17 protein-coding genes are annotated in these 18,946 nt (G+C 57.5%); 12 read left to right on the top strand and 5 right to left on the bottom strand.

Annotated features, from left to right (window positions below; translation table 11 throughout):
* Positions 1-3,396, bottom strand: a complete 3,396-nt coding sequence (locus tag FJ145_05790) for an MFS transporter (protein MBM4260941.1) — start codon at positions 3,394-3,396, stop codon at positions 1-3.
* Positions 3,397-3,591: 195 nt separating this feature from the next.
* On the bottom strand, positions 3,592-4,041 hold the full coding sequence (locus tag FJ145_05785) for a hypothetical protein (GenBank protein ID MBM4260940.1): 450 nt from the start codon (positions 4,039-4,041) through the stop codon (positions 3,592-3,594).
* Positions 4,042-4,265: 224 nt separating this feature from the next.
* Here FJ145_05785 and pgeF point away from each other — a divergent pair, with 224 nt between their 5' ends.
* The 6 genes from pgeF (at position 4,266) to FJ145_05755 (ending at position 9,594) form a co-directional block, all read left to right on the top strand.
* The gene (gene pgeF, locus FJ145_05780) at positions 4,266-5,072 is read left to right on the top strand and encodes a peptidoglycan editing factor PgeF (protein MBM4260939.1); all 807 of its coding nucleotides are present in this window, start codon (positions 4,266-4,268) and stop codon (positions 5,070-5,072) included.
* Between the two features lie 120 nt (positions 5,073-5,192).
* Entirely contained in the window at positions 5,193-5,786 is a 594-nt protein-coding gene (locus FJ145_05775) for a TIGR00730 family Rossman fold protein (GenBank protein MBM4260938.1), read from the top strand.
* Position 5,787: 1 nt separating this feature from the next.
* Positions 5,788-7,611 (top strand): ABC transporter ATP-binding protein, encoded by a 1,824-nt coding sequence (locus FJ145_05770; protein ID MBM4260937.1) that lies wholly within the window; start codon positions 5,788-5,790, stop codon positions 7,609-7,611.
* A gap of 316 nt (positions 7,612-7,927) precedes the next feature.
* The gene (locus FJ145_05765; GenBank protein ID MBM4260936.1) at positions 7,928-8,494 is read left to right on the top strand and encodes a tetratricopeptide repeat protein; all 567 of its coding nucleotides are present in this window, start codon (positions 7,928-7,930) and stop codon (positions 8,492-8,494) included.
* 22 nt (positions 8,495-8,516) lie between these two features.
* Entirely contained in the window at positions 8,517-8,831 is a 315-nt protein-coding gene (locus tag FJ145_05760) for a hypothetical protein (protein ID MBM4260935.1), read from the top strand.
* Positions 8,770-9,594 carry a putative sulfate exporter family transporter gene (locus tag FJ145_05755; GenBank protein ID MBM4260934.1) on the top strand — a complete coding sequence of 275 codons (825 nt, stop codon included), beginning with the start codon at positions 8,770-8,772 and terminating at the stop codon, positions 9,592-9,594. Before FJ145_05760 ends, FJ145_05755 begins: the two co-directional genes overlap by 62 nt.
* Here the strand turns inward: FJ145_05755 and FJ145_05750 are convergent.
* Positions 9,398-9,664, bottom strand: coding sequence for an HNH endonuclease (locus FJ145_05750; protein MBM4260933.1), 267 nt, complete (start codon positions 9,662-9,664; stop codon positions 9,398-9,400). The two genes, FJ145_05755 and FJ145_05750, sit on opposite strands and share 197 nt — an antisense overlap.
* Positions 9,665-9,753: 89 nt before the next feature.
* Complete coding sequence (locus tag FJ145_05745; protein MBM4260932.1) at positions 9,754-10,029, bottom strand: hypothetical protein; 276 nt, start codon at positions 10,027-10,029, stop codon at positions 9,754-9,756.
* Positions 10,030-10,219: 190 nt separating this feature from the next.
* Here FJ145_05745 and FJ145_05740 point away from each other — a divergent pair, with 190 nt between their 5' ends.
* The 6 genes from FJ145_05740 (at position 10,220) to FJ145_05715 (ending at position 17,683) form a co-directional block, all read left to right on the top strand.
* Entirely contained in the window at positions 10,220-10,663 is a 444-nt protein-coding gene (locus tag FJ145_05740; GenBank protein ID MBM4260931.1) for a nitroreductase family deazaflavin-dependent oxidoreductase, read from the top strand.
* Between the two features lie 99 nt (positions 10,664-10,762).
* On the top strand, positions 10,763-11,932 hold the full coding sequence (locus FJ145_05735) for an amidohydrolase (protein MBM4260930.1): 1,170 nt from the start codon (positions 10,763-10,765) through the stop codon (positions 11,930-11,932).
* 533 nt (positions 11,933-12,465) lie between these two features.
* Positions 12,466-14,217, top strand: coding sequence for a thiamine pyrophosphate-requiring protein (locus FJ145_05730; protein MBM4260929.1), 1,752 nt, complete (start codon positions 12,466-12,468; stop codon positions 14,215-14,217).
* Positions 14,218-14,399: 182 nt separating this feature from the next.
* Positions 14,400-14,564 carry a dienelactone hydrolase family protein gene (locus FJ145_05725; GenBank protein MBM4260928.1) on the top strand — a complete coding sequence of 55 codons (165 nt, stop codon included), beginning with the start codon at positions 14,400-14,402 and terminating at the stop codon, positions 14,562-14,564.
* A 117-nt stretch (positions 14,565-14,681) separates the two neighbouring features.
* Positions 14,682-15,674 (top strand): hypothetical protein, encoded by a 993-nt coding sequence (locus tag FJ145_05720; protein ID MBM4260927.1) that lies wholly within the window; start codon positions 14,682-14,684, stop codon positions 15,672-15,674.
* 116 nt (positions 15,675-15,790) lie between these two features.
* Complete coding sequence (locus FJ145_05715) at positions 15,791-17,683, top strand: hypothetical protein (protein MBM4260926.1); 1,893 nt, start codon at positions 15,791-15,793, stop codon at positions 17,681-17,683.
* 125 nt (positions 17,684-17,808) lie between these two features.
* On the opposite strand, the gene ychF is transcribed toward FJ145_05715, so the two are convergent.
* The gene (ychF, locus tag FJ145_05710) at positions 17,809-18,912 is read right to left on the bottom strand and encodes a redox-regulated ATPase YchF (GenBank protein ID MBM4260925.1); all 1,104 of its coding nucleotides are present in this window, start codon (positions 18,910-18,912) and stop codon (positions 17,809-17,811) included.
* Positions 18,913-18,946: the final 34 nt, after the last annotated feature.

Raw genomic sequence — 18,946 nt, 5'->3', positions numbered from 1 at the left:
TTAGACCTTATCGTTTTCTTGGGCCATGACTTTGATTTTCTTCAGATCGACTTTGCCGGAACCGAGCAGCGGCAGGGTGTCGATGGGATAGAGATTTTCTCGCTTCGGGATCCAAAGCTTGGGTAAATCGCTGTCGTTGAGTTTCTTCCAGAGCTCGTCGCTGCTGATACCGTCGCGCACATAGAAGGCGACGAGCTTCTCGCCTTTTTGCTCGTCAGCCACCGCGGTGACGACGGCCGCAGCGTCACCGAGCACCGCGTTGATCATCTCTTCAACTTTCATGTGCGGCACCATCTCGCCGCCGATCTTGCTAAAACGCGACAGCCGGTCGGTGATCTTGATAAAGCCGTCCTCGTCGATGGCCGCGATGTCGCCGGTGATGTACCAGCCGTCGCGCATGACCTGCTGGGTCAGCTCCGGCTGGCCGAGATAGCCAACCATGACGTTGGGACCCTTGATCAATAGCAAGCCCGCCTCTCCGTTGGGCAGCGGCGCTTCGGTGTCGGGATCGATGATCTTTGCCGAGACGCCGGGTATCGGATGACCGACGGTGCCCGGCTTATGGCCGATTTGTTTTTCGACACCGTCAATCACATCGGGGAGATTGACCGCCACCACCGGTGCCAACTCGGTGCAGCCGTAGCCTTCGAGAAGATCGAAGCCATACTTTTCTTTGTAGCCTTTAGCGATGGCCTCGCGCAGGCGCTCGGCGCCGGCGATCGCGTAGCGGACACTGGCGAACTCTTCCTTGGTGCAGCGGCGCAGATAGCCGGCGTAGAAAGTTGGCGTGCTGATCAGCAGGGTTGCTTTGTATTTCTCGACGGTCTCACCGATTGTTTTCGCATCCATCGGGTTGGGGTGATAGACCACGCCAAACCCGCCGAGCAGGGGCAGCCACAGCGTGCCGGTAAAACCAAAGGAATGAAAAAACGGCAAGACGCCCATGATCTTGTCGTCGCGGGTGAAATGAATGACCTGGGTGATGGCTTCGACGTTCGAAAGAATATTGTGATGCGACAGCATGACGCCCTTGGGCGTGCCGGTGCTGCCGCTGGAAAAGATGATGGTTGCCAAGTCGTTGGCTGTTTGGCCGCTGCGATGGAGCCAGGCCAAGCAGCGCGACGGCAGCAGCAAGGAGCTCAAGAGCGTGGCGATTTTCTGCGCGCCGGAAAATTCTTTGCGCACTTCTTCGAGGAAGACCATGCCGTCGAGTTTTTCCAAGCTGGCTTTGCTGAGAAAAATTCTCGAGGTGAGAATAGTCTTGATGCCGCACTGTTCGACCGCCGACTGCATTGCCTCGCGGCCGGCGGTGAAGTTCAGGTTGACCGGAATCTTGCCGGCGAGCAGCACGGCGATATTGGCCAGCGCGCCGCCGACGGAGGAGGGCAGGATAACGCCGACCATTTTTTCGTCGCCGCAGTGACGCCGCACCCACTGCGCCATCAGACGGCTGCCGATCAAAGTTTTGCCAAAATTCAACTCGGTGCCCGTGGTGTCCGCCATGCAGAAAGAAAACCAGCGGCGTTTGGCCATCTGGATGAAGCGCAAGTGGAGCCGGTCGCGCGGGTGGCGGCGATACTGCGCGGCATTACTTTCCAGCTCCAAGACCGCTTGGCGCACTTGCGGGACTGTCGCATTGGGCGGCACCGGCTTGCCAAACGAAACCGTTACCGGATGGGGAACGCGCTTGGGCCACTTCCAGAAAAAACGGCCGCCGGCGAAGCTGAAAATGCTGCCCCAGAGTTGATCGAGGTGCACGGGGATAATCGGAATGTCGGCGCCCTGGACGATTTTTTCAAAGCCTCGTTTAAATGGCAGGATGTGGCCGGTGCGGGTGATCGCGCCTTCGGCAAAGATGCAGACCACATTGCCGGCGGCGAGCTCTTCGCGGGCCTTCTTGAGCGACTCGACGATGTCGCGCCGGTTGGTCGCCGACACGGGGATGCAGCGCATCAACCGGAAGAACCAGCGCAGCCATTTGAGATCGTAGATGTCGCGGTGCAGCATGAAGCGGACAAAGCGCGGCAGCGCTCCGCCGATGAGCAGCGCGTCGACGAACGACACGTGGTTGGAAACCAATAGGGCCGGGCGATCGGCGGGAAGATTTTCCGCGCCGACGTAGCGGATGCGATAAAACGTGTGCATCAACAACCAGAGCAGGAAGCGTGTGACATAATCCGGCAGAAGATAAAGTGTCACCGCCGTGCCCACCAGCGTGATCACGCCAATAGTCGCGATGATTTGATCTGGTGTTAGTTGCAGCACACTCTTCAGCAGCCAGTGGCTGGCGGCCGCCAGGGCGATCCCCACGGTGTTGAAAAAATTGTTAGTCGCGATGAGCCGGCCTTTTTCTTCCTTGCTGCTGCGCTGTTGCAGCAAGGCATTGAGCGGCACGGCAAACAATCCGCCGGAGAAACCCAGCAAGATCAGCGCGAATGATGTCCAGGCATACGACGAAGCGGAATAGGCGACCAGCAACAAACAAAGACCCATCAAGATCGAGCCCAGCGGCACCAGTCCGAGCTCGATGTGGTCGCCTGACAGGCGGCCGGCGGCGAGGCTGCCGATGCCAATGCCGATGGCGAGGAAAGTGCCGAGCAGGCCAATGTGAAACTCGTCGAGGCCGAGTAGCTCTTTGCCGAAGAACAGCATGTCGAGCTGTACCAGCGCGCCGAGAAACCAAAAATAGGAAATGCCGAGCACGGTGTACCAAAGCGCTTTGTCGCTGAGCAGCCGAGCGGTGCCGTGCCAAATCTCGCCGAAGGGGTTGGCGTTGAAGCGCTTTGAATTGCCGGAGGGCGGCACCTGGGTGATCGCCAAACTTGTCAGCGTGCCCAAGATCGCGATGGCGACCATGCTCACGCCTACCCAGGGCAATTCATGTTTCCACGAAGAGTAGACCGCGCCGCCCAGAGATGTGCCGAGGATGATCGCGATAAACGTGCTCATTTCGAGCAGCCCGTTGCCGCGCGAAAGCTCTTTGTCGGGGAGCATCTCCGGCAGAATGCCGTACTTTGCCGGGCTGAAGATCGCCGAATGCAGGCCCATGAGAAACACGATCACCAGCATGGGCTGAATTTGTTGTACGATGAAGCCGCCGATCGCCAGCGCCATGACAACAATCTCGAAGACCTTGACCGCAACCAAAACTTTTTTCTTGCTGTAAACATCGGCCAGATGGCCGGCGTACCCGGAGAAAAGCGCCGAGGGCAGGATAAACAGGAAGGCGATCAAATCGACATAGTAGTTGCCGGCGCCGTTGGCGACCGCATTTAATGCGACCAACGAAACAACCATCTTATAGAAGTTGTCGTTAAACGCGCCGAGAAACTGCGTGCAAAAAAACGCGAAGAATCCCGGCTGCTTAAGTGTTTGACTGTAATGACCCTCGGCCATAACGGACCATTGTAGAGTATCTGCTATCTTCTGGCTATTTAGCCAAACAATGCAAGAGTTGGGCGCGGGCAGGGCGCGGAAAAGGCGGAAACAATACCGGAGGTGCGGGCTACTTTAGGCGAACCAGCGCCGCAAGACTGTCAAAAAACCGCCGCAGATTTCGCTGGGCGTTGAGCTGACACCAGTGTGTCGAACTCACTTGGTCTCGACAGTTACGGGGGCTGACAGCATCAACTGCTCTTTTGGTGAGTGAGCCAGTTGATCGGCTTGGGCGCGCGCAGCGGCGCATTGCTGCATGATTTGATCGGCGAGCTGATCGGCCAAATGGCCCAGGGTTATCTTGCCGAGGGCTGCGGAACGCAGCAGCGGATCGGTATAGATTTTCTTAAACTCAGCAAAGCAATCGGCGTCTTGGAGCCGGTACACGCCAAGGATTTCGTCGGCATTTTCCAGCTCTTGCCCGGTATGCATCATGAAAGACTGAAAATCTTTGCGCACCACCAACACGGTGTCGCGCAACATCAGCTCGTTGATGCCGCGCACGCGCAGATAGGTCTCGATGGCGAAAACGATCCGGTCCCTCAAGCTCGATTGCTCGGGAACGCTTTCCGCTTTGCGCCTGCTGAAAAACCTAGCAAGGGCCATGAGGGTTGCTCTCACGCTTGTCTACGACTCCGAGTGCCTTTTGGTTATGCTTGGTTTTGCAAGATAGTTCGCTGAGTCAACGCAGCCGGCGCGAAAGGTGCGAGCAGAGCAGGTTCTGAGAGTTAAATCTTGCAATTGTCGCCAAGGCAAAAAATCTCTACCGCATTTGCTACGTGTTAGTCAATGCTTTTCATCGAAAAGTCACAGAAGCCGCAGCAAACGACTTGCATAGCATTGCGGCTCCTAACATAATTGCCGGCATGGAAATGACCTGGCTGAAAGTCGACCCTTGGCAAACGCACGAAGGCCTGCTGCATGGTTTTATGGGACGGAGCGGCGGCAAAAGCACCGGCGCCTATTGTGGTTTGAATCTGTCGTACCGCGTCGGTGACGATAACAAGACCGTCAGCGAAAACGTCTGCGATATGAAGCTCGCGGTGGGGATCCACGATGGCCGTATCGTGACCATGAAGCAGGTGCATGGTGATGACGTTGTCGAAGTGACGGATAAGAAGATCAAAGAAGCCGGCGAATGCGACGGCATGGTGACCGCGGAGCCGGGCATCTTTCTCGGCGTGCTGACGGCCGATTGCGTGCCGATCCTGTTGCTGGCGCCCAAGCATAGAAGAGTTGCCGCAGTGCACGCCGGCTGGCGCGGCACGTTGGCCGGTATTGCAGCGAAAGCGGTGCAGCAGTTCAAGGACAATCATGGCATTGCTGCTGACGCCATCGAAGCGGCGATTGGCCCGGCGATTGGCCGCTGCTGCTATGAAGTTGGCGAAGAGGTGGCGCAGCCGATGCGCGAGCGCTGGGGTGCGTTGGCCGAAGCTTGCACCGATCGCAGCCATGCCAAGCCGCATATCGATTTGCCGGCGCTCAATCGGGCGATCCTCGAACAGACCGGTATTCCAAGAAAACAGATTCATAGCCTCGGCAGCTGCACGAGTTGCAGCGGCGAGCAGTTTTATTCTTACCGGCGCGCGCGCGGCGAGACCGGCCGGCAGATGAGCTTCATCGGCTGGAAATCGTAAGAATATTCACCACGAAGGCCACGAAGATCACGAAGGTAAGAGAAGAAAGTCAGAACGTTTTCTCCGAACTTCGTGTCGTGAGTCCCTCTCCTACACCAAAAGCGTGAGATAGTGCACTAGGTGAATCCGCCCTGTCAGAACATTTGCGTCTTTACCGGTTCGCGCCATGGCGCGCGGCCTGAATATGCCGACGCCGCGCGCGCCCTCGGACGCGCGCTGGTCGAGCGCGGCTATGGTTTGGTTTACGGCGGCGGTAAAGTCGGTCTCATGACCGTGATCGCCGACACTGTTTTGGAATTGGGCGGCCATGCCACCGGCGTTATTCCCAACGCGCTGGTCAGTCGCGAGGTGGCGCACCGCGGCTTGTCGGACTTGCGCGTCGTCGAGTCAATGCACGAGCGCAAGGCGCTGATGGGCGAGTTGAGCGACGGCTTCATCGCCATGCCCGGCGGCATCGGCACCATGGAAGAATTCTTCGAAGTGCTGAGCTGGGCGCAGCTGGGCATTCACAACAAGCCCTGCGCGCTGCTGAACGTTGCCGGCTACTACGATTATTTGATTCAGTTCATGAATCACGCTCTCGAACAAGATTTCGTCAAACCAAAGCACCGCGAGCTGCTGATTGTCGAAAGCGATTTGGCAAAATTGCTCGATCGTTGCGCCGAGCTGAGCGCCAGCCGCGCGGCGCAACCCTTCGATCCGCGGCGCACCTAACGTGATAGCGTGGCTGCAGAAATGGCGCGAGGTGCGCGGCACCTTTGCGCACACACCCGCCGCCATGCGGCTCGTCTGGCAAACCAGCCGCTCAGCGACCATCGGCATGGGCATGCTCACGCTCGGCGGCGCGCTGCTGCCGGCGGCGCAGGCGTGGGTGGGCAAATTGATCGTCGACGGCGTCGTCGCAGCGGTGCGGCCGGGCGCCGACACCGACCAGCAGGCGCGGCTGGTTTTCGGTTATCTTGTCGTTGAGCTGGGGCTTTTTTTGTTCGGCGCCGGCCTCAACCAGGCTCGCCGCCTGATCCAACAACTGATTCAACTGCGGCTTGCCAATCGGATTCGCGCCGACATCATCCGCAAAGCGCTAACGCTGGATCTCGCCCATTTCGAGCATCCGGATTTTTACGATCGTCTGCAAAACGCCCGGCGCGAGGGCGGCTACAAGCCCACCGAGTTGATCAACGACACGTTTCAGATCGTCCAGAATCTCATCACCATGGGTTCGTTCGCAGTCTTGTTACTGGGTTTCAGTCCGTGGCTGGTGGTGATTCTGCTCGCGACCAGCATTCCCGCCTTCATCGCCGAAGCGCGCTTTTCCGAGCAGGGCTTTCGTTTGCTGACGCGGCGCGCGCCGGAGACGCGCCAGATCAACTATCTATCGCGCCTGTTGACCGAGGACAGCGCCGCCAAAGAGATCAAGCTTTTCAATCTTGGCAGCACGCTGGTCGGCCGCTATGTCACGCTGTTCGAAAAATTCTTCCGCGAAGACCGCGCGTTGGCGGTCAAGCGGGCCATGGTTGGCTTTGCTTTGGGGCTGTTCACGACATTGGGTTACTACGGCTCCTATGCCTGGATCGTTTGGCGTGCTGTGCACGGGCAGATTTCCCTCGGCGACATGACGCTTTATCTGACGATTTTTCGTCAGGGTCAGTCGACGTTTCAGTCGATACTGTCCGCGGTCGGCAACATTTATGAAAATAATTTATTTATGGCCAACCTGTTCGAGTTCTTCGCGCTGGAACCGCAGATGAGCGTCGCGGCAGAGCCGCACAAGGCACCGGCGGTGATCGTGCGGGGAGTTGAGTTTCGTGACGTCGGTTTTCGCTACCCTGAGACAGAGAAGTGGGCGCTGCGCCATATCAAATTGACCATTCGCCCGGGCGAGAAGATCGCCCTGGTGGGGCAGAACGGTGCCGGCAAGACCACGATGATCAAACTCTTGACTCGGCTTTACGATCCGAGTGAAGGAACGATTTTGCTCGACGGCATCGATATCCGCGAGCTCGATCCGCTGGATTTGCGCCAACGCATCGGTGTGATCTTTCAAGATTTCGTCCGTTATCATTTGCCGGTGCACGAAAATATTGGCTTCGGCCAGATCGACTCGGCAACCGACATGGAACGGATTGCTGCATCGGCAAAGAAGAGCGGCGCCGATGCCGTGGTAGAAGAATTGCCCGCCGGCTATGAAACTTTGTTGGGCCGCTGGTTTCGCGGCGGCCACGAGCTGTCGCTCGGCCAATGGCAAAAGATCGCACTGGCGCGCGCCTTTATGCGCGAGGCGGAAATTCTCGTTCTCGACGAACCGACGGCGTCGCTCGATGCCAAAACCGAGTACGAAATCTTTCGCAATTTCCAAGAGCTGACCGAAGGCAAAATGGCGATCTTGATTTCGCACCGCTTCTCCACCGTGCGCATGGCCGACCGGATTGTTGTGATTCAGGATGGCACGATCTCGGAGCTGGGAACCCACGACGAGCTGATGCGCCTAGAGGGAACCTACGCGCAGTTGTTTAGTTTGCAGGCCGAGGGGTATCGGTGATCTTGCCATGAGCGAGATCGTGCCGAGTGGCGATTTTGCCACAGGGTGTGGCAAATCGACCACACATAGTGGGGGAGTCGTTTCTCGCAACTACAACCGCACCTGCCGCTGAGTTTCGAGCTCTCTAGCCGGCTGTCTGTCGGCGTCGCATAAATTCCATTCAACCGTAACCCTGTCTAGGGGGAGAACGTAAACGAAGTTTACCGTCGCGGTAACGCAAGCTCCGCCATCGTTTCCTGTGTAACGCTCCCACCCGCGAAAACCCGTTGATTTGTTTCGAGTCCCGCAAAAGGTCAAGCCCGGAGGAGGGGTCGTTATGCATGCGCCAAACTCTGAAGTAGCCAAACGACGTTGGTTTGCTGGTGCGGCCACCGACCGGCAAGAAGAATTTGTGTGGCGTGCGCCGGTGCGCCGCGGAAGATCGATATACGTGGTTCTTGGCTGTCGCTTCGGTCTCTACGTAGCCATGATTTTTTGCGCGATTGCACTGCTGGCAACTATAGCGCGCTTGGATCTGGGCGCACAGGCGAGAACCGATAGCCGGCTACTTGCCGAGCATGACCAAACGTTGGAAACGCGTTCCTATCAGCGCCGCGCGGTGGCATTGCTGCAAAATAATTTCGGTGAGGAAGAGCTCGGCGTTGCCGACGGGCTGATCGACTTGGCGGGAGTGTCTCAAAGACAAAAGCGCTACGCCGAAGCGGAAACCCTCCACGATCGCGCTCTTATCATCTTCATGCACCACCTCGGCAGCGATGACCCACGAGTTATGGATACCTTGGATCGATTGGCCGGCTTGCACTTGGAACAGGGAAACTCCGCGATGGCGGGTGCAGTGCTGCAGTTTGCCCACAGCATACGTGAACAAGCGAAGAGCGAATAGTTATTGACGGGAAGACAAGGCGATGAAACCCTACCAAGCCCTCAGACGCAGCTTGCACAATGTTGCTTCGCTGAACATTGCGACGGTGGCAGCCGTGGCTCTTATCGCTTTGACCGACGCCGTGAGTGCAGGCGAACATTGGACCGACCCACACCTGAAAGCTGGCCGTTACAACCTCTCGCTAGCCGAGGAGCAAGGCGTCTACTCTTGCAGCGTCCGCGACGGCAAAGTCGTCGACGTCGAGTTTTCACGTGGCTACGTCACGGTCATCTTCGATGCCGCTGCGCCGCGCTTTTCAGACAAACGGAATTGTCACGGGACCTGGTTGCCAAACTGAGAGAGATCCGGGGCAATCAGATGCTGAGCCTGCTCTGTGTGCACTCGTTCTACCGCGACGATTGGCAGGCGCGTTGCGACGAACATCGCACGGTCGATCAAAACCTGCTGAATGTTCGGCACCGTCGCGCTATTTCTCTATCCCTACGCTTTCATCGAAGGCTATCTGCCCAAGACTTGACGACGAATGGTACGGCGTTTTCGTCGGCGCCAGCGTTTATGAACTGGCGCAGGTTTACGGCGCGGCGGCTTCGGTGTCGGAATTATCATTGGGTACGGCAACGCTGATCAAGTTGATGAAAGTGCTAATGCTGATCCCGGTCTTGCTCGTTATCCGCGTCATGTGGCGGCGTATGACGGCGAGCCAGACGGAAGGCTCGATCCCTTTCCCGTGGTACATTCTGGGCTTTGTCGGCTTTGCCATCTTCAATTCTCTGGTCAAGCTCTCCGGTGCGGTGCGCTCAGCGATTCTTTCGTTCGATGTCTTTCTGTTCACCATGGTGATGGTCGCCCTCGGCCTCAACACCCGCGCCGAGCGCATCGGCGAGAGTATGCAAGCGATGCGGATCATCGGTAGCTCGGTCGTTGCATTGGCGTTTGCCATCGGCGTCGCCTACGCGCTGGTACAGGCCGGCATATCTTTGAAAGCCGGAACTGCGTTGGCCAGCGGCACGGGCGCGGCGCATAAGATGAACACAGTGAACAGCGAAGGCGCGCGCCTGTTCCGGTCGGTGGGCTGTGAGAATTGCAGTGCTCGCAACTGAGGCCAAGATTGTCTTCAGTTGTTAAGCCACCGTGTTTTTCAGCAATGACTTGGTCGATTTGAAACGGCAGGAGGGATGTATTGACAGGCACCTGGCACTATTCACAGCGCTGTCCGGCACGCTGCCAGACAAACTGCTGCAATGCGCTATCCATGGATGTTAGTTGGCCAGTCCTGCTCGTTTAAAAGAAAGGCGCGCCTTTGACTGAAGCAACTTTACCAGACAACTGATGCGCTCATATTCGTCTAGGTCCGCGCGCTCTTCGGGTGCGAGGGTACCGGCTCGCGCTCTCGCTGCGAGATCATTGACGCGTTCCCAATCCGCTGCCGAAAGCCGAAAGTTCAAGATCGAACGAGCTGCCTCGACCGATAAATTGCCGTCTCCCGGTTGAATGGTTCGAGTAAGAATCTCGACCTTTCTATCTGTGGCTTCCATAGATCCCATGACATTCTCCTGCTGAAGTCACCTGAGGCGATATACCATAAGCTGCTAGAGGCCACCACGCCCCGTTACGGTTGAGCTTTCAGAAAAATAGTCCACGGAGAAATTGACATCTCTCCCGCTCCTGCGTTATGTCACCGCCCAGCAAAGGTCGTTAAAAAAACCCAGCACCGAGGAGAATTTTATGGCGCAATACATTCCGAGTCCCAGAGATTGGGTGCGCGAGCAGGTCGAGGTATACGAGCGAACCAACGGCGCCGAGGGCACCACGCTGCGCGATACCGGCCTGCCGGTCATCATCGTGACCCACCGCGGCAACAAGACCGGCGCCATTCGCAAGACACCGCTGATGCGGGTGAAGGATGGCGAGAGCTACGTTCTGATAGCTTCGATGGGCGGAGGACCCAAGAATCCCGTGTGGGTTTACAACCTGCGCGCCAATCCGCAAGTTGAGCTGCGCGATCTTTCGTCGGTGCAGACGATGCGGGTGCGCGAAGTCACCGACACGGCGGAGCGAGAGCGCTTGTGGAAAATCGCCGACGCTACCTATTCACGGTTTGTGGAGTATCGAGCTAAAACTCAAGCGATCCGGACGATTCCGATCTTCGTGGCGGAGCCAGTGAAGTAAACTTTATTTTGCCGCGGCGGCTTCCGCTTCACCGCCGCGCCTCTGCGCGAGATACTCCGAACTCTGGATCGCCAATCATCGCAACATAGACTTTTTCCTATGGCTGGAGTAATGAAAAACCAAATTCATTCGCAGAGGCACTACGCTATGGCCAAAGCTGGATTCAAAGTATTCGACAGCGACATGCATGTGATGGAGCCGCCCGATCTCTGGCAGCGCTATATCGATTCTGAGTTCAAAGCGTTTGCTCCGGTAGGCCTCACCAGCGGCAACTTGAGAGAGCTGAGAATGGTCCACCCCGACGGCAAACCCTGGGGACACAATCCGTCGCGGGACCTGAGCCGGCGACCGCCCGACGGCGGTAAAAACTTCGATAGCAAGCAAGCCATTTTTCGCCACTACGCCGATCATGGCTGGTCCGCCAAATCTCAGCTCGATGCGATGGATGTGGAAGGCATCGACGTCGCTGTGCTGTACCCCACACGCGGACTCATCGCTCTAGCGGAACCCAACATGGAGCCACGTCTCGCGGCAGCCATCGCCCGGGCTTACAACAATTGGCTCTACGATTTCTGCAGTGAGAATCCGCAGCGGCTCTACGGCGCCGCGATGATCTCGCCATTCGATATCGACGAAGCGATCAAAGAAGCGCGCCGCTGCTCAAAGGAGCTGAGTTTCAAGGCGGCGTTTATGCGCGCCAACCTGTTCAACGGCAAGAATTGGTACGACGAGTACTACGAACCTCTGTGGTCGACGTTTGAAGAGTTGGACCTTCCCCGCGGTTTCCATGAGGCCACGCGCAGCGGCGTCAACAATCCTGGTGAACGATTCGAACCGAACTTCATGCTGCGCAGGGTGTACTCCCAACCGCTGGAACAGATGATGACCGTCGGAAGCTTTTGCGCCGGCGGCGTCTTGGCCCGCCACCCTAAGCTCAGGGTGGCGTTTTTGGAAGGCAACTGTAGCTGGCTGCCCTGGGTTCTATGGCGGTTAGACGAAGCCGCCGAGCTCGACGGCGACATCTGGGCCAAGGCCTTGACCATGGCGCCCAGCGAGTACTTCAAAAGAAATTGTATCGTGTCGGTAGAACCCGAGGAACGCACCGCTCGCGGCGTCGTCGACGAGTTAGGATGCGATCACCTCGTTGTGTCCACCGACTATCCACATGTAGACTCCCGGTTTCCCAACGCCATCGACATATTCTTGAAGCTGCCTTTCACCGACGAAGAAAAGCGCAAGATCCTGTGGGACAACTGCGCCGGCTACTAGGGAATTCGTTAGTGAGAAGTCAATGTGGTCGGGTACGTTTTGACTTCCCGCGCCAGCACCGCCGGCATTGGCGCGCGGCAAATCTTTGTTGCCGCCGCACTCTGGGCAAACGTAGGCGTTTTGTAGCTCTGCGCATTTGAGTATTGCCATGCCGCTCATCTTCATCGGGCACCAGACCATGCCGGAGGGATAGCTCCAGCCTTCGGTTGGTCCCAAATCGGCTTGGCTGCGGCTTTTTGGAGAACGAGTATTTATGATTGAGCTAGGCATTGTGATGTGGCAAGGGGCGACAAAGGTCTCCCTTGTTCGCACGGCCTAGCGCAAGCCGATGAATCGACGAAAATCCTCAACATAGTAAGTTCCTAGAATTCTTACCGCGATTGCATATCAGACCTTGCTTATCTAAGAAAACCACGTTTCCGGGGCTCTGTGGTTCGAATCGAGCGAGCAGAGATTTTGATTGAAAAAAAATCCGGTTCTTGCGAGAGTTAGGCGGCATCGCCCCGCAACCTAGGCAGCGAAAGGAGCCAGCTGTGGCGGAGACAGCCGCGAGAACCGTTCCCGTGTCCACCGGTGCAGAAGCTTTTCTCGGACAGATGAAAGCGCTCGGTTCGGTGAAATATATGTTCGCCAACACCGGCACCGATCATGGGCCGATCATCGAAGCGCTGGCCAAGACCGGCGGAGAAGATCCGCGCGGTATTCGGCCGATTGTCGTGCCGCACGAGTTGGCGGCGGTGTCGATGGCGCACGGTTATTACAACGTCACACAGCAGCCGCAGATGGTCTTGGTGCATACGCTACCGGGAACGGCGAACGCTTTGGGCGGCATTATCAATGCAGCTTCTGCAAATGTCCCGCTGTTTCTCTGTGCCGGGCGCACGCCGATCACCGAAGGCGAGCTGCGCGGCGGCAAGAGCCAAAATATCCACTGGCGCCAGGAGTCGCGCGATCAGGGTGCGGTGGTGCGCGAGTTCGTCAAGTGGGACTACGAGATTCGCACCAACCAAAATCTCGCAGCCACAGTGGCGCGCGCCTACAAGATCGCCATGAGCGAGCCGCGCGGCCCGGTCTATATGACGCTGCCGCGCGAGTGGTTGGCCGAAGCGATGGAGTCGACAAAAGTCTTGTCGCCCGATGCGCTGGCGCTGGCGAGCAAGGCGCAGGCCGATCATGCTTCGTTGGAGAAGATCGCCGACTGGTTGATCGCGTCGGACAGTCCGCTGATTGTAACGAAATATCTCGGCCGCAATCCCGAAGCCGTGCAATCCCTAGTTGAATTGAGCGAGTTGCTGGCGATTCCCGTCGTGCAGCAATTGACCTATGTCAACTTCCCAACTGATCACCCGATGCATCTTGGCACGCAGGTGACGAAGTACGTCAGTAAAGCCGAGGTGTTGTTTTTCATGGACACCGACGTGCCGTGGGAGCCGCCCAACAAGAATGTTTTGCGCGACGGTGTGAAGATCATTCACCTGGAACGCGATCCGATGTTTACCGCGATTCCCGGTTGGGGTTTCCCGGCGGATTTGCCGGTTACTGGCTGCTCGGAAGTTTCGCTGCCGGCGTTGATCGCAATCGTGCGGAGTAAGCTGTCCTCTAAGACGAGTATCACAGCCAAGCTCGACGAGCGGCGCAAAAAGATCGAGGCGGAGCATAACGACATGATCCGAGAAATGGACGCCAGCGTCGATGCGGTGAAAACTCAAACGCCGATCCACCCCTTCTGGTTGTCCAAGTGCATTGCCGATGCCATGGACGACAAGACGATCATCGCTAATGAGACGATCACTTCGAAGTTGGCTGAGGTCATTCACCTGAACCGTCCCGGCTCGATGTTTAATACCCCGCTCGCCGGCCATTTGGGCTGGGGGCTGGGTGCGGCCATTGGCATGAAGCTGGGTAATCCCGACGCGACTGTCATCGCTGCGGAAGGGGATGGCTCGTACATGTTCTGCGCGCCGACGGCTTGCCACTTCACCGCGCAGAAATATCAAATTCCGTTTTTGACGGTGATCTACAACAACCAGGCCTGGAACGCGAGCTTGAACGCGGCGCGGGGGCTGTTTCCGGACGGCGTCGCCGCCCGGACGAAGAATTTCCCCGGCACCGATCTGACACCGTCGCCGAGTTTTGAATTAACCGCGCAGGCTTGCGGCGCCTACGCCGCGCGGGTGGAAGATCCGGCTCAGTTACCGGACGCGATTACGAAGGCGTTAAAGGTCGTGAAGGAAGAAAAGCGGCAAGCGCTGCTGAATGTCGTCTGTAAGAATCCGTTGGCGTGATGCAAAAATGGAAAATGGATAATGGAAAATTGAAAATGTTTCGGAGTGGCACAACTGATCGATCGTGGATATTTGGACGAGATGGAGAAGAGCGGGTTTTACGAGGCGATCTGGAAGAAATAATTGAAAATGGAAAATTGAAAATGGAGAATTGTCGGATATGAAGACCGCACGCGAGCAAAATGGACTCGGAATTGACCAAGTACAACAAGCCGCACGAGTTCTACGTTTACAAAGACATTAGTCACTCGTTCATGGACCCGCATCATCCGGATCGCTATGTAGAGAGGTCGGATAAAGAGTCCTGGGCGCGGGGCCTGAAGTTTTTGCGGCGATATCTCGGATAGGACTCACCACGAGGGTCACGAAGGACACGAAGTTCGGAAACGAATAATGTTTTCCTTCGTGCTCTTCGTGTCGTTCGTGGTGTAAATGTAGTTTGACGTTTTACGGGAGCACTACACTTGGCGAACAAACCGAAAATCACTTTTGCGACCAATCCGAACCCGCGCAATCGCGCGTTGATCGACAGGTTGATTCCCCTCGACGGCTACGATCTCGAATATGTCGGCGACAAGTACACGCCGGGGGAGATGCATTATCGCTTTGTTCAAGGTGAGTTCGACGTTGCTGAGATGTCGACGGCGACGTTGATGCGCGCCAAGGAGAAGGGCAAGCCGTTTCTAGCTCTGCCGATCTTTTTTCAGCGCGGGCCGCGCCAGCGAAATATTTTTCACTGCGCTGGCAAGGTGAATCATCCGAGCGAGTTGAAAGGCAAGCAGGTCGGCGCGTTTCGCTACGGCGCCACGGCCGTCTCTTGGGCGCGCGGCTATCTGCTGGACGAGCACAATATTAAAACTACCGATGTTGCCTGGTTTGTCTCGGGCCAAGAAGTTTACATCGGCAACGAGCTGCCGGTGAAAGTTGAACGGCTCGATCCGCCGCCGCCCTTTGGCCAGGAGAAGCCGCATCTGTCGCGCTTGTTGAGCGAAGGCAATCTCGGTGCGGCACTGGTCGCAGGCGACTCCGGCTACACGGGACTGTTTGGCGGCGGCAGCCTGCCGGCGGCGATGGGCCAATATCCCGGCGTGAAACCGTTCTTCGAGGACACGGAGGAAATTATCCGCTACGTTAAACGGACGCAGATCTATCCGATCATCCACATCATGGCGATCCGCGAAGAGACGGTCGAAAAATATCCCGACGTTACCGCGAAGATCATCGAGGCGTTTCGCGAAGCCAACCGCATGGCACCGAAGTATTTCAAACCGGGCGACGCCGAAGGCTACACCAAAGAACGCGACGTGCTGGGCTACGACCCCTACGCCGGCGTGTTGACCGAGGGCGACAAGAAATCTTTGCAGGCACTTAACCGTTATCAAATTGAGCAAGGGCTGGTGAAGAAGGAGATTCCGCTGGAGAGTTGGTTTGTCAAAGAAGCGTTTACAACGAAGTAGGAAAGATGAATTATGAAAGCGGAAAACGGAAATTTCGGAGCATCGGGGTTCGCGTTCAGGTTTCCGCTTTCGGTTTCCCGCGTTTCTGTTTTTCATAATTCTCAGAAGGTAGAGTCATGGCAAACCCAGGCGAATTATTTCCCGCCCCCCGCACCACCCGTATCCCCGGCGGCTACATGGGCAAGCTGCTGCGTGTCGATATGACGACGGGGTCGATGCGCGATGAAAATTTGCCCGAGGAAGCGGTGCTGCGGAAATTTATCGGCGGCCAGGCGTTGGCGCTTTATATGCTCATGCGTGAGCTGCCGCTCGATGTGAAGCCCTACGATCCGGCGGCCAAGATGGTGATGATGACTGGGCCGCTGACCGGCACCGGTTTTACGCCGGGGGGAACCAAGGTCTGTGCCGTGTTCTTGAGCCCCATGACCAACTATTCGCTGGGCCGCGGCGCGGCGAGCGGATACTGGGCGGCCTATCTCAAGCAAGCTGGCTACGACGGCATTATTCTCGAAGGCGCAGCCAAGAAACCGCAATATTTATTCATCAACAACGGCAAGCCAGAGTTGCGCGACGCGGCGAAATTTTGGGGTAAGGGGGCACGCGATACCGAAGATTTGTTGCGCGCCGAGGTAGGTATCAAAGACGCGCGGGTGATGGGCATCGGCCCGGCAGGGGAGCATCTGGTTCACGCCGCCATGCTGTGCAACGACTACAATCATTCGGCGTCGCATAGCGGCGGGGCGATCTTTGGCTCGAAGAACTTGAAGGGGATCGTCGTTTGGGGCACCAAGCGGCCGCCGCTGCACGATAAAGCGAAGTTGATCGAAGCGGGGCTGCGCTGGCGCAAGACGCTGCAGCTCTATTCGGTGCAAGACCGCTACACCACCGGCCATGCGCGTCACTTGGAAGCGCTGCCCAACAACAATTTCCAAAGCACGCTGGCGGCGGAGCACAACGCCGGCTTCGATCAAAACCGGATCACGCAGCGGCCGTGCTTTCAGTGCGCGCGGCTTTGTCCGTGGGACGTCGAAGTGGGCGAAGGCGAGTTCAAAGGTAAGGTCGGCCATTTCAACGCCGGCGCCGAATGGCTCGACACGTTTTGGAACCTCGGCGTCAAAGGCAACGCGACGCTCTATCTCGCCGAGCGCATCAACGACCTTGGCATCGAATGCGGCCATTTTTCCTTCGGTGCGGGTGTGCTGTTCGAGGCCTACGAAAAGGGCTTGGTCACAGAGAAAGACTGCGACGGCCTGCGCCTCGAATGGGGCAACGTCGAGGCGATCGATAAGTTGCTGGAGATGACTGCGCGGCGCCAGGGCAAGTGGGGCAACTTGATCGCCGATGGGCCGCTGGAAGTCGCCGAGGCCATCGGCGGCGACGCGGTCAAGTGGGTCGTGCACACCAAGCGCGGCGTGCCGGCGATGCACGATTGGCGGCCCCATTTTAGCAACATGCTGCGCGAGATCGTCGCCAGCGGCGGCATGAAGCCGCAGGGCGGCGGCACGCCCAATCCGCCGCCGGATTTAAAATACCGCGAGAAATGGGGTCCACTCGACCGCGACGATCCCAAGGGCTGGCCGCAGTCCAACGTGATCGGCGAACAGTACCGCCAATTTGTCGGCCTCATGGGCGGCTGCTGGTTCGCCCAGATGCACATGAAACCGGACGGCCTAAACAGTGTGATCGATTCCTTCAACGCAACCACCGGCTGGAATTTTACCCTCGATGAAGCGATGCTCGCCGGGCAGCGCAGCGCGATTCTACAAAGCCTGTTCGCCACCCAGCGCGGCTGGGTCGCCGATCACGACTGGCAGCAAGTGGGCCAGCGCTTTCTCGATCCGGTGCCCGACGGTAAATACAAAGGCTTCACCATCGCCAAATGGCTCCCCGAAATGGTCCGAGAGTACTACCAACTCTCCGGCCGTCACGAAAAAACCGGCCGGCCGTATATGGATACTTTAAAGAATCTGGGCTTGGAAGAATTCAGCGAGTGGGCGCAGCTGGACTGAGCTCCTCCTGGCGCCGTTCAACGTACTGACAGGAAGAGGGGAGTAAGCTGCGGCGGGCGTCGCAACGGATCGCTCCCGTTTCCGTTCGTCCTGAGCTTGTCGAAGGACTCCGAGATCTTGTTTGGCTATACGTTAAACTTAAACAGCATCACATCGCCATCGGCGACGACATACTCCTTGCCTTCCATTCGGTACAATCCTTTGGCCCGCGCGGCGGCCACTGAGCCGCACTGAATCAAGTCGTCGTAGGCGACGGTTTCGGCTTTGATGAAGCCGCGCTCGAAGTCGGAGTGGATCACGCCTGCGGCTTTGGGTGCGGTGTCGCCGGCGTGGATGGTCCAGGCGCGCACTTCTTTTTCGCCGGCGGTGAAGAAAGTGCGCAAGCCAAGGAGATGATAAGTGGCGCGAATCAGTGCGCCGACGCCGCTTTCCTGGACACCGAGCTCTTTGAGAAATTCTTGTGCCTCTGCCGGCTCGAGATCGACGAGATCGCTCTCGATCTGCGCGCTGATGACCACAGCCTCGCAGGCGAGGTGAGTCTTGGCGTATTCGCGGACTTTTTGCACGTAGGGATTTTGATCCGCGGTGGCGAGATCGGATTCTTTTACGTTGCAGGCAAAGATGGTCTGTTTGTCGGTGAGCAAAAAGAGCGGCAGCGACAGGGCTCGTTCTTCTGGCGATAGCTGGCACAACAACGCGGGTTTTTCAGCGTCGAGTGTCGCTTCGATTTTCGTCAACATGGCGTCTTCCGCTGCGGCCGTCTTGTCGCCCCGTTTGATGTCTTTGCCGATGCGCTCGCGCCGTTTTCTCACCGATTCCAAGTCAGCGAGTATCAGCTCGGTGTTGATCACCTCGATGTCGCGCACCGGATCGACACTGCCCGACACGTGATGCACATCGGGGTCGTCGAAGCAGCGCACGACCTGCACGATGGCGTCCACTTCACGGATGTGGGTGAGAAATTTGTTGCCCAGACCTTCACCCTGGCTCGCACCCTGGACCAACCCCGCGATGTCGACGAACTCGATCGCTGCGGGAATGACAACGTTGGTCTTGACCATTGTCTGCAAATCATAGAGCCGCGCGTCCGGCACGGTGACCATGCCGACGTTGGGATCGATGGTGCAAAAAGGGTAGTTGGCCGCCTCCGCTTTGCGCGTGCGGGTCACAGCGTTAAACAGCGTTGACTTGCCGACGTTGGGCAGGCCGACGATACCGGCTCTTAACATGCAGACAGTCCTCTCTCCATTGCTCGCGAGTTAA

The sequence above is a fragment of the Deltaproteobacteria bacterium genome (assembly GCA_016874755.1).
In the GTDB taxonomy this organism is placed as follows: domain Bacteria; phylum Desulfobacterota; class Binatia; order UBA9968; family UBA9968; genus DP-20.
This window is presented reverse-complemented; position numbering and strand designations above follow the sequence as displayed.

What these genes read in the sequence shown, in the direction of transcription:
- FJ145_05790 (MBM4260941.1), bottom strand. Translation starts at nt 3,396, where the DNA reads ATGGCCGAGGGTCATTACAGTCAAACACTTAAGCAGCCGGGATTCTTC.
- FJ145_05785 (MBM4260940.1), bottom strand. Translation starts at nt 4,041, where the DNA reads ATGGCCCTTGCTAGGTTTTTCAGCAGGCGCAAAGCGGAAAGCGTTCCC.
- FJ145_05765 (MBM4260936.1), top strand. Translation starts at nt 7,928, where the DNA reads ATGCATGCGCCAAACTCTGAAGTAGCCAAACGACGTTGGTTTGCTGGT.
- FJ145_05760 (MBM4260935.1), top strand. Translation starts at nt 8,517, where the DNA reads ATGAAACCCTACCAAGCCCTCAGACGCAGCTTGCACAATGTTGCTTCG.
- FJ145_05755 (MBM4260934.1), top strand. Translation starts at nt 8,770, where the DNA reads ATGCCGCTGCGCCGCGCTTTTCAGACAAACGGAATTGTCACGGGACCT.
- FJ145_05745 (MBM4260932.1), bottom strand. Translation starts at nt 10,029, where the DNA reads ATGGAAGCCACAGATAGAAAGGTCGAGATTCTTACTCGAACCATTCAA.
- FJ145_05740 (MBM4260931.1), top strand. Translation starts at nt 10,220, where the DNA reads ATGGCGCAATACATTCCGAGTCCCAGAGATTGGGTGCGCGAGCAGGTC.
- FJ145_05735 (MBM4260930.1), top strand. Translation starts at nt 10,763, where the DNA reads ATGGCTGGAGTAATGAAAAACCAAATTCATTCGCAGAGGCACTACGCT.
- FJ145_05725 (MBM4260928.1), top strand. Translation starts at nt 14,400, where the DNA reads ATGGACTCGGAATTGACCAAGTACAACAAGCCGCACGAGTTCTACGTT.
- FJ145_05715 (MBM4260926.1), top strand. Translation starts at nt 15,791, where the DNA reads ATGGCAAACCCAGGCGAATTATTTCCCGCCCCCCGCACCACCCGTATC.
- ychF (MBM4260925.1), bottom strand. Translation starts at nt 18,912, where the DNA reads ATGTTAAGAGCCGGTATCGTCGGCCTGCCCAACGTCGGCAAGTCAACG.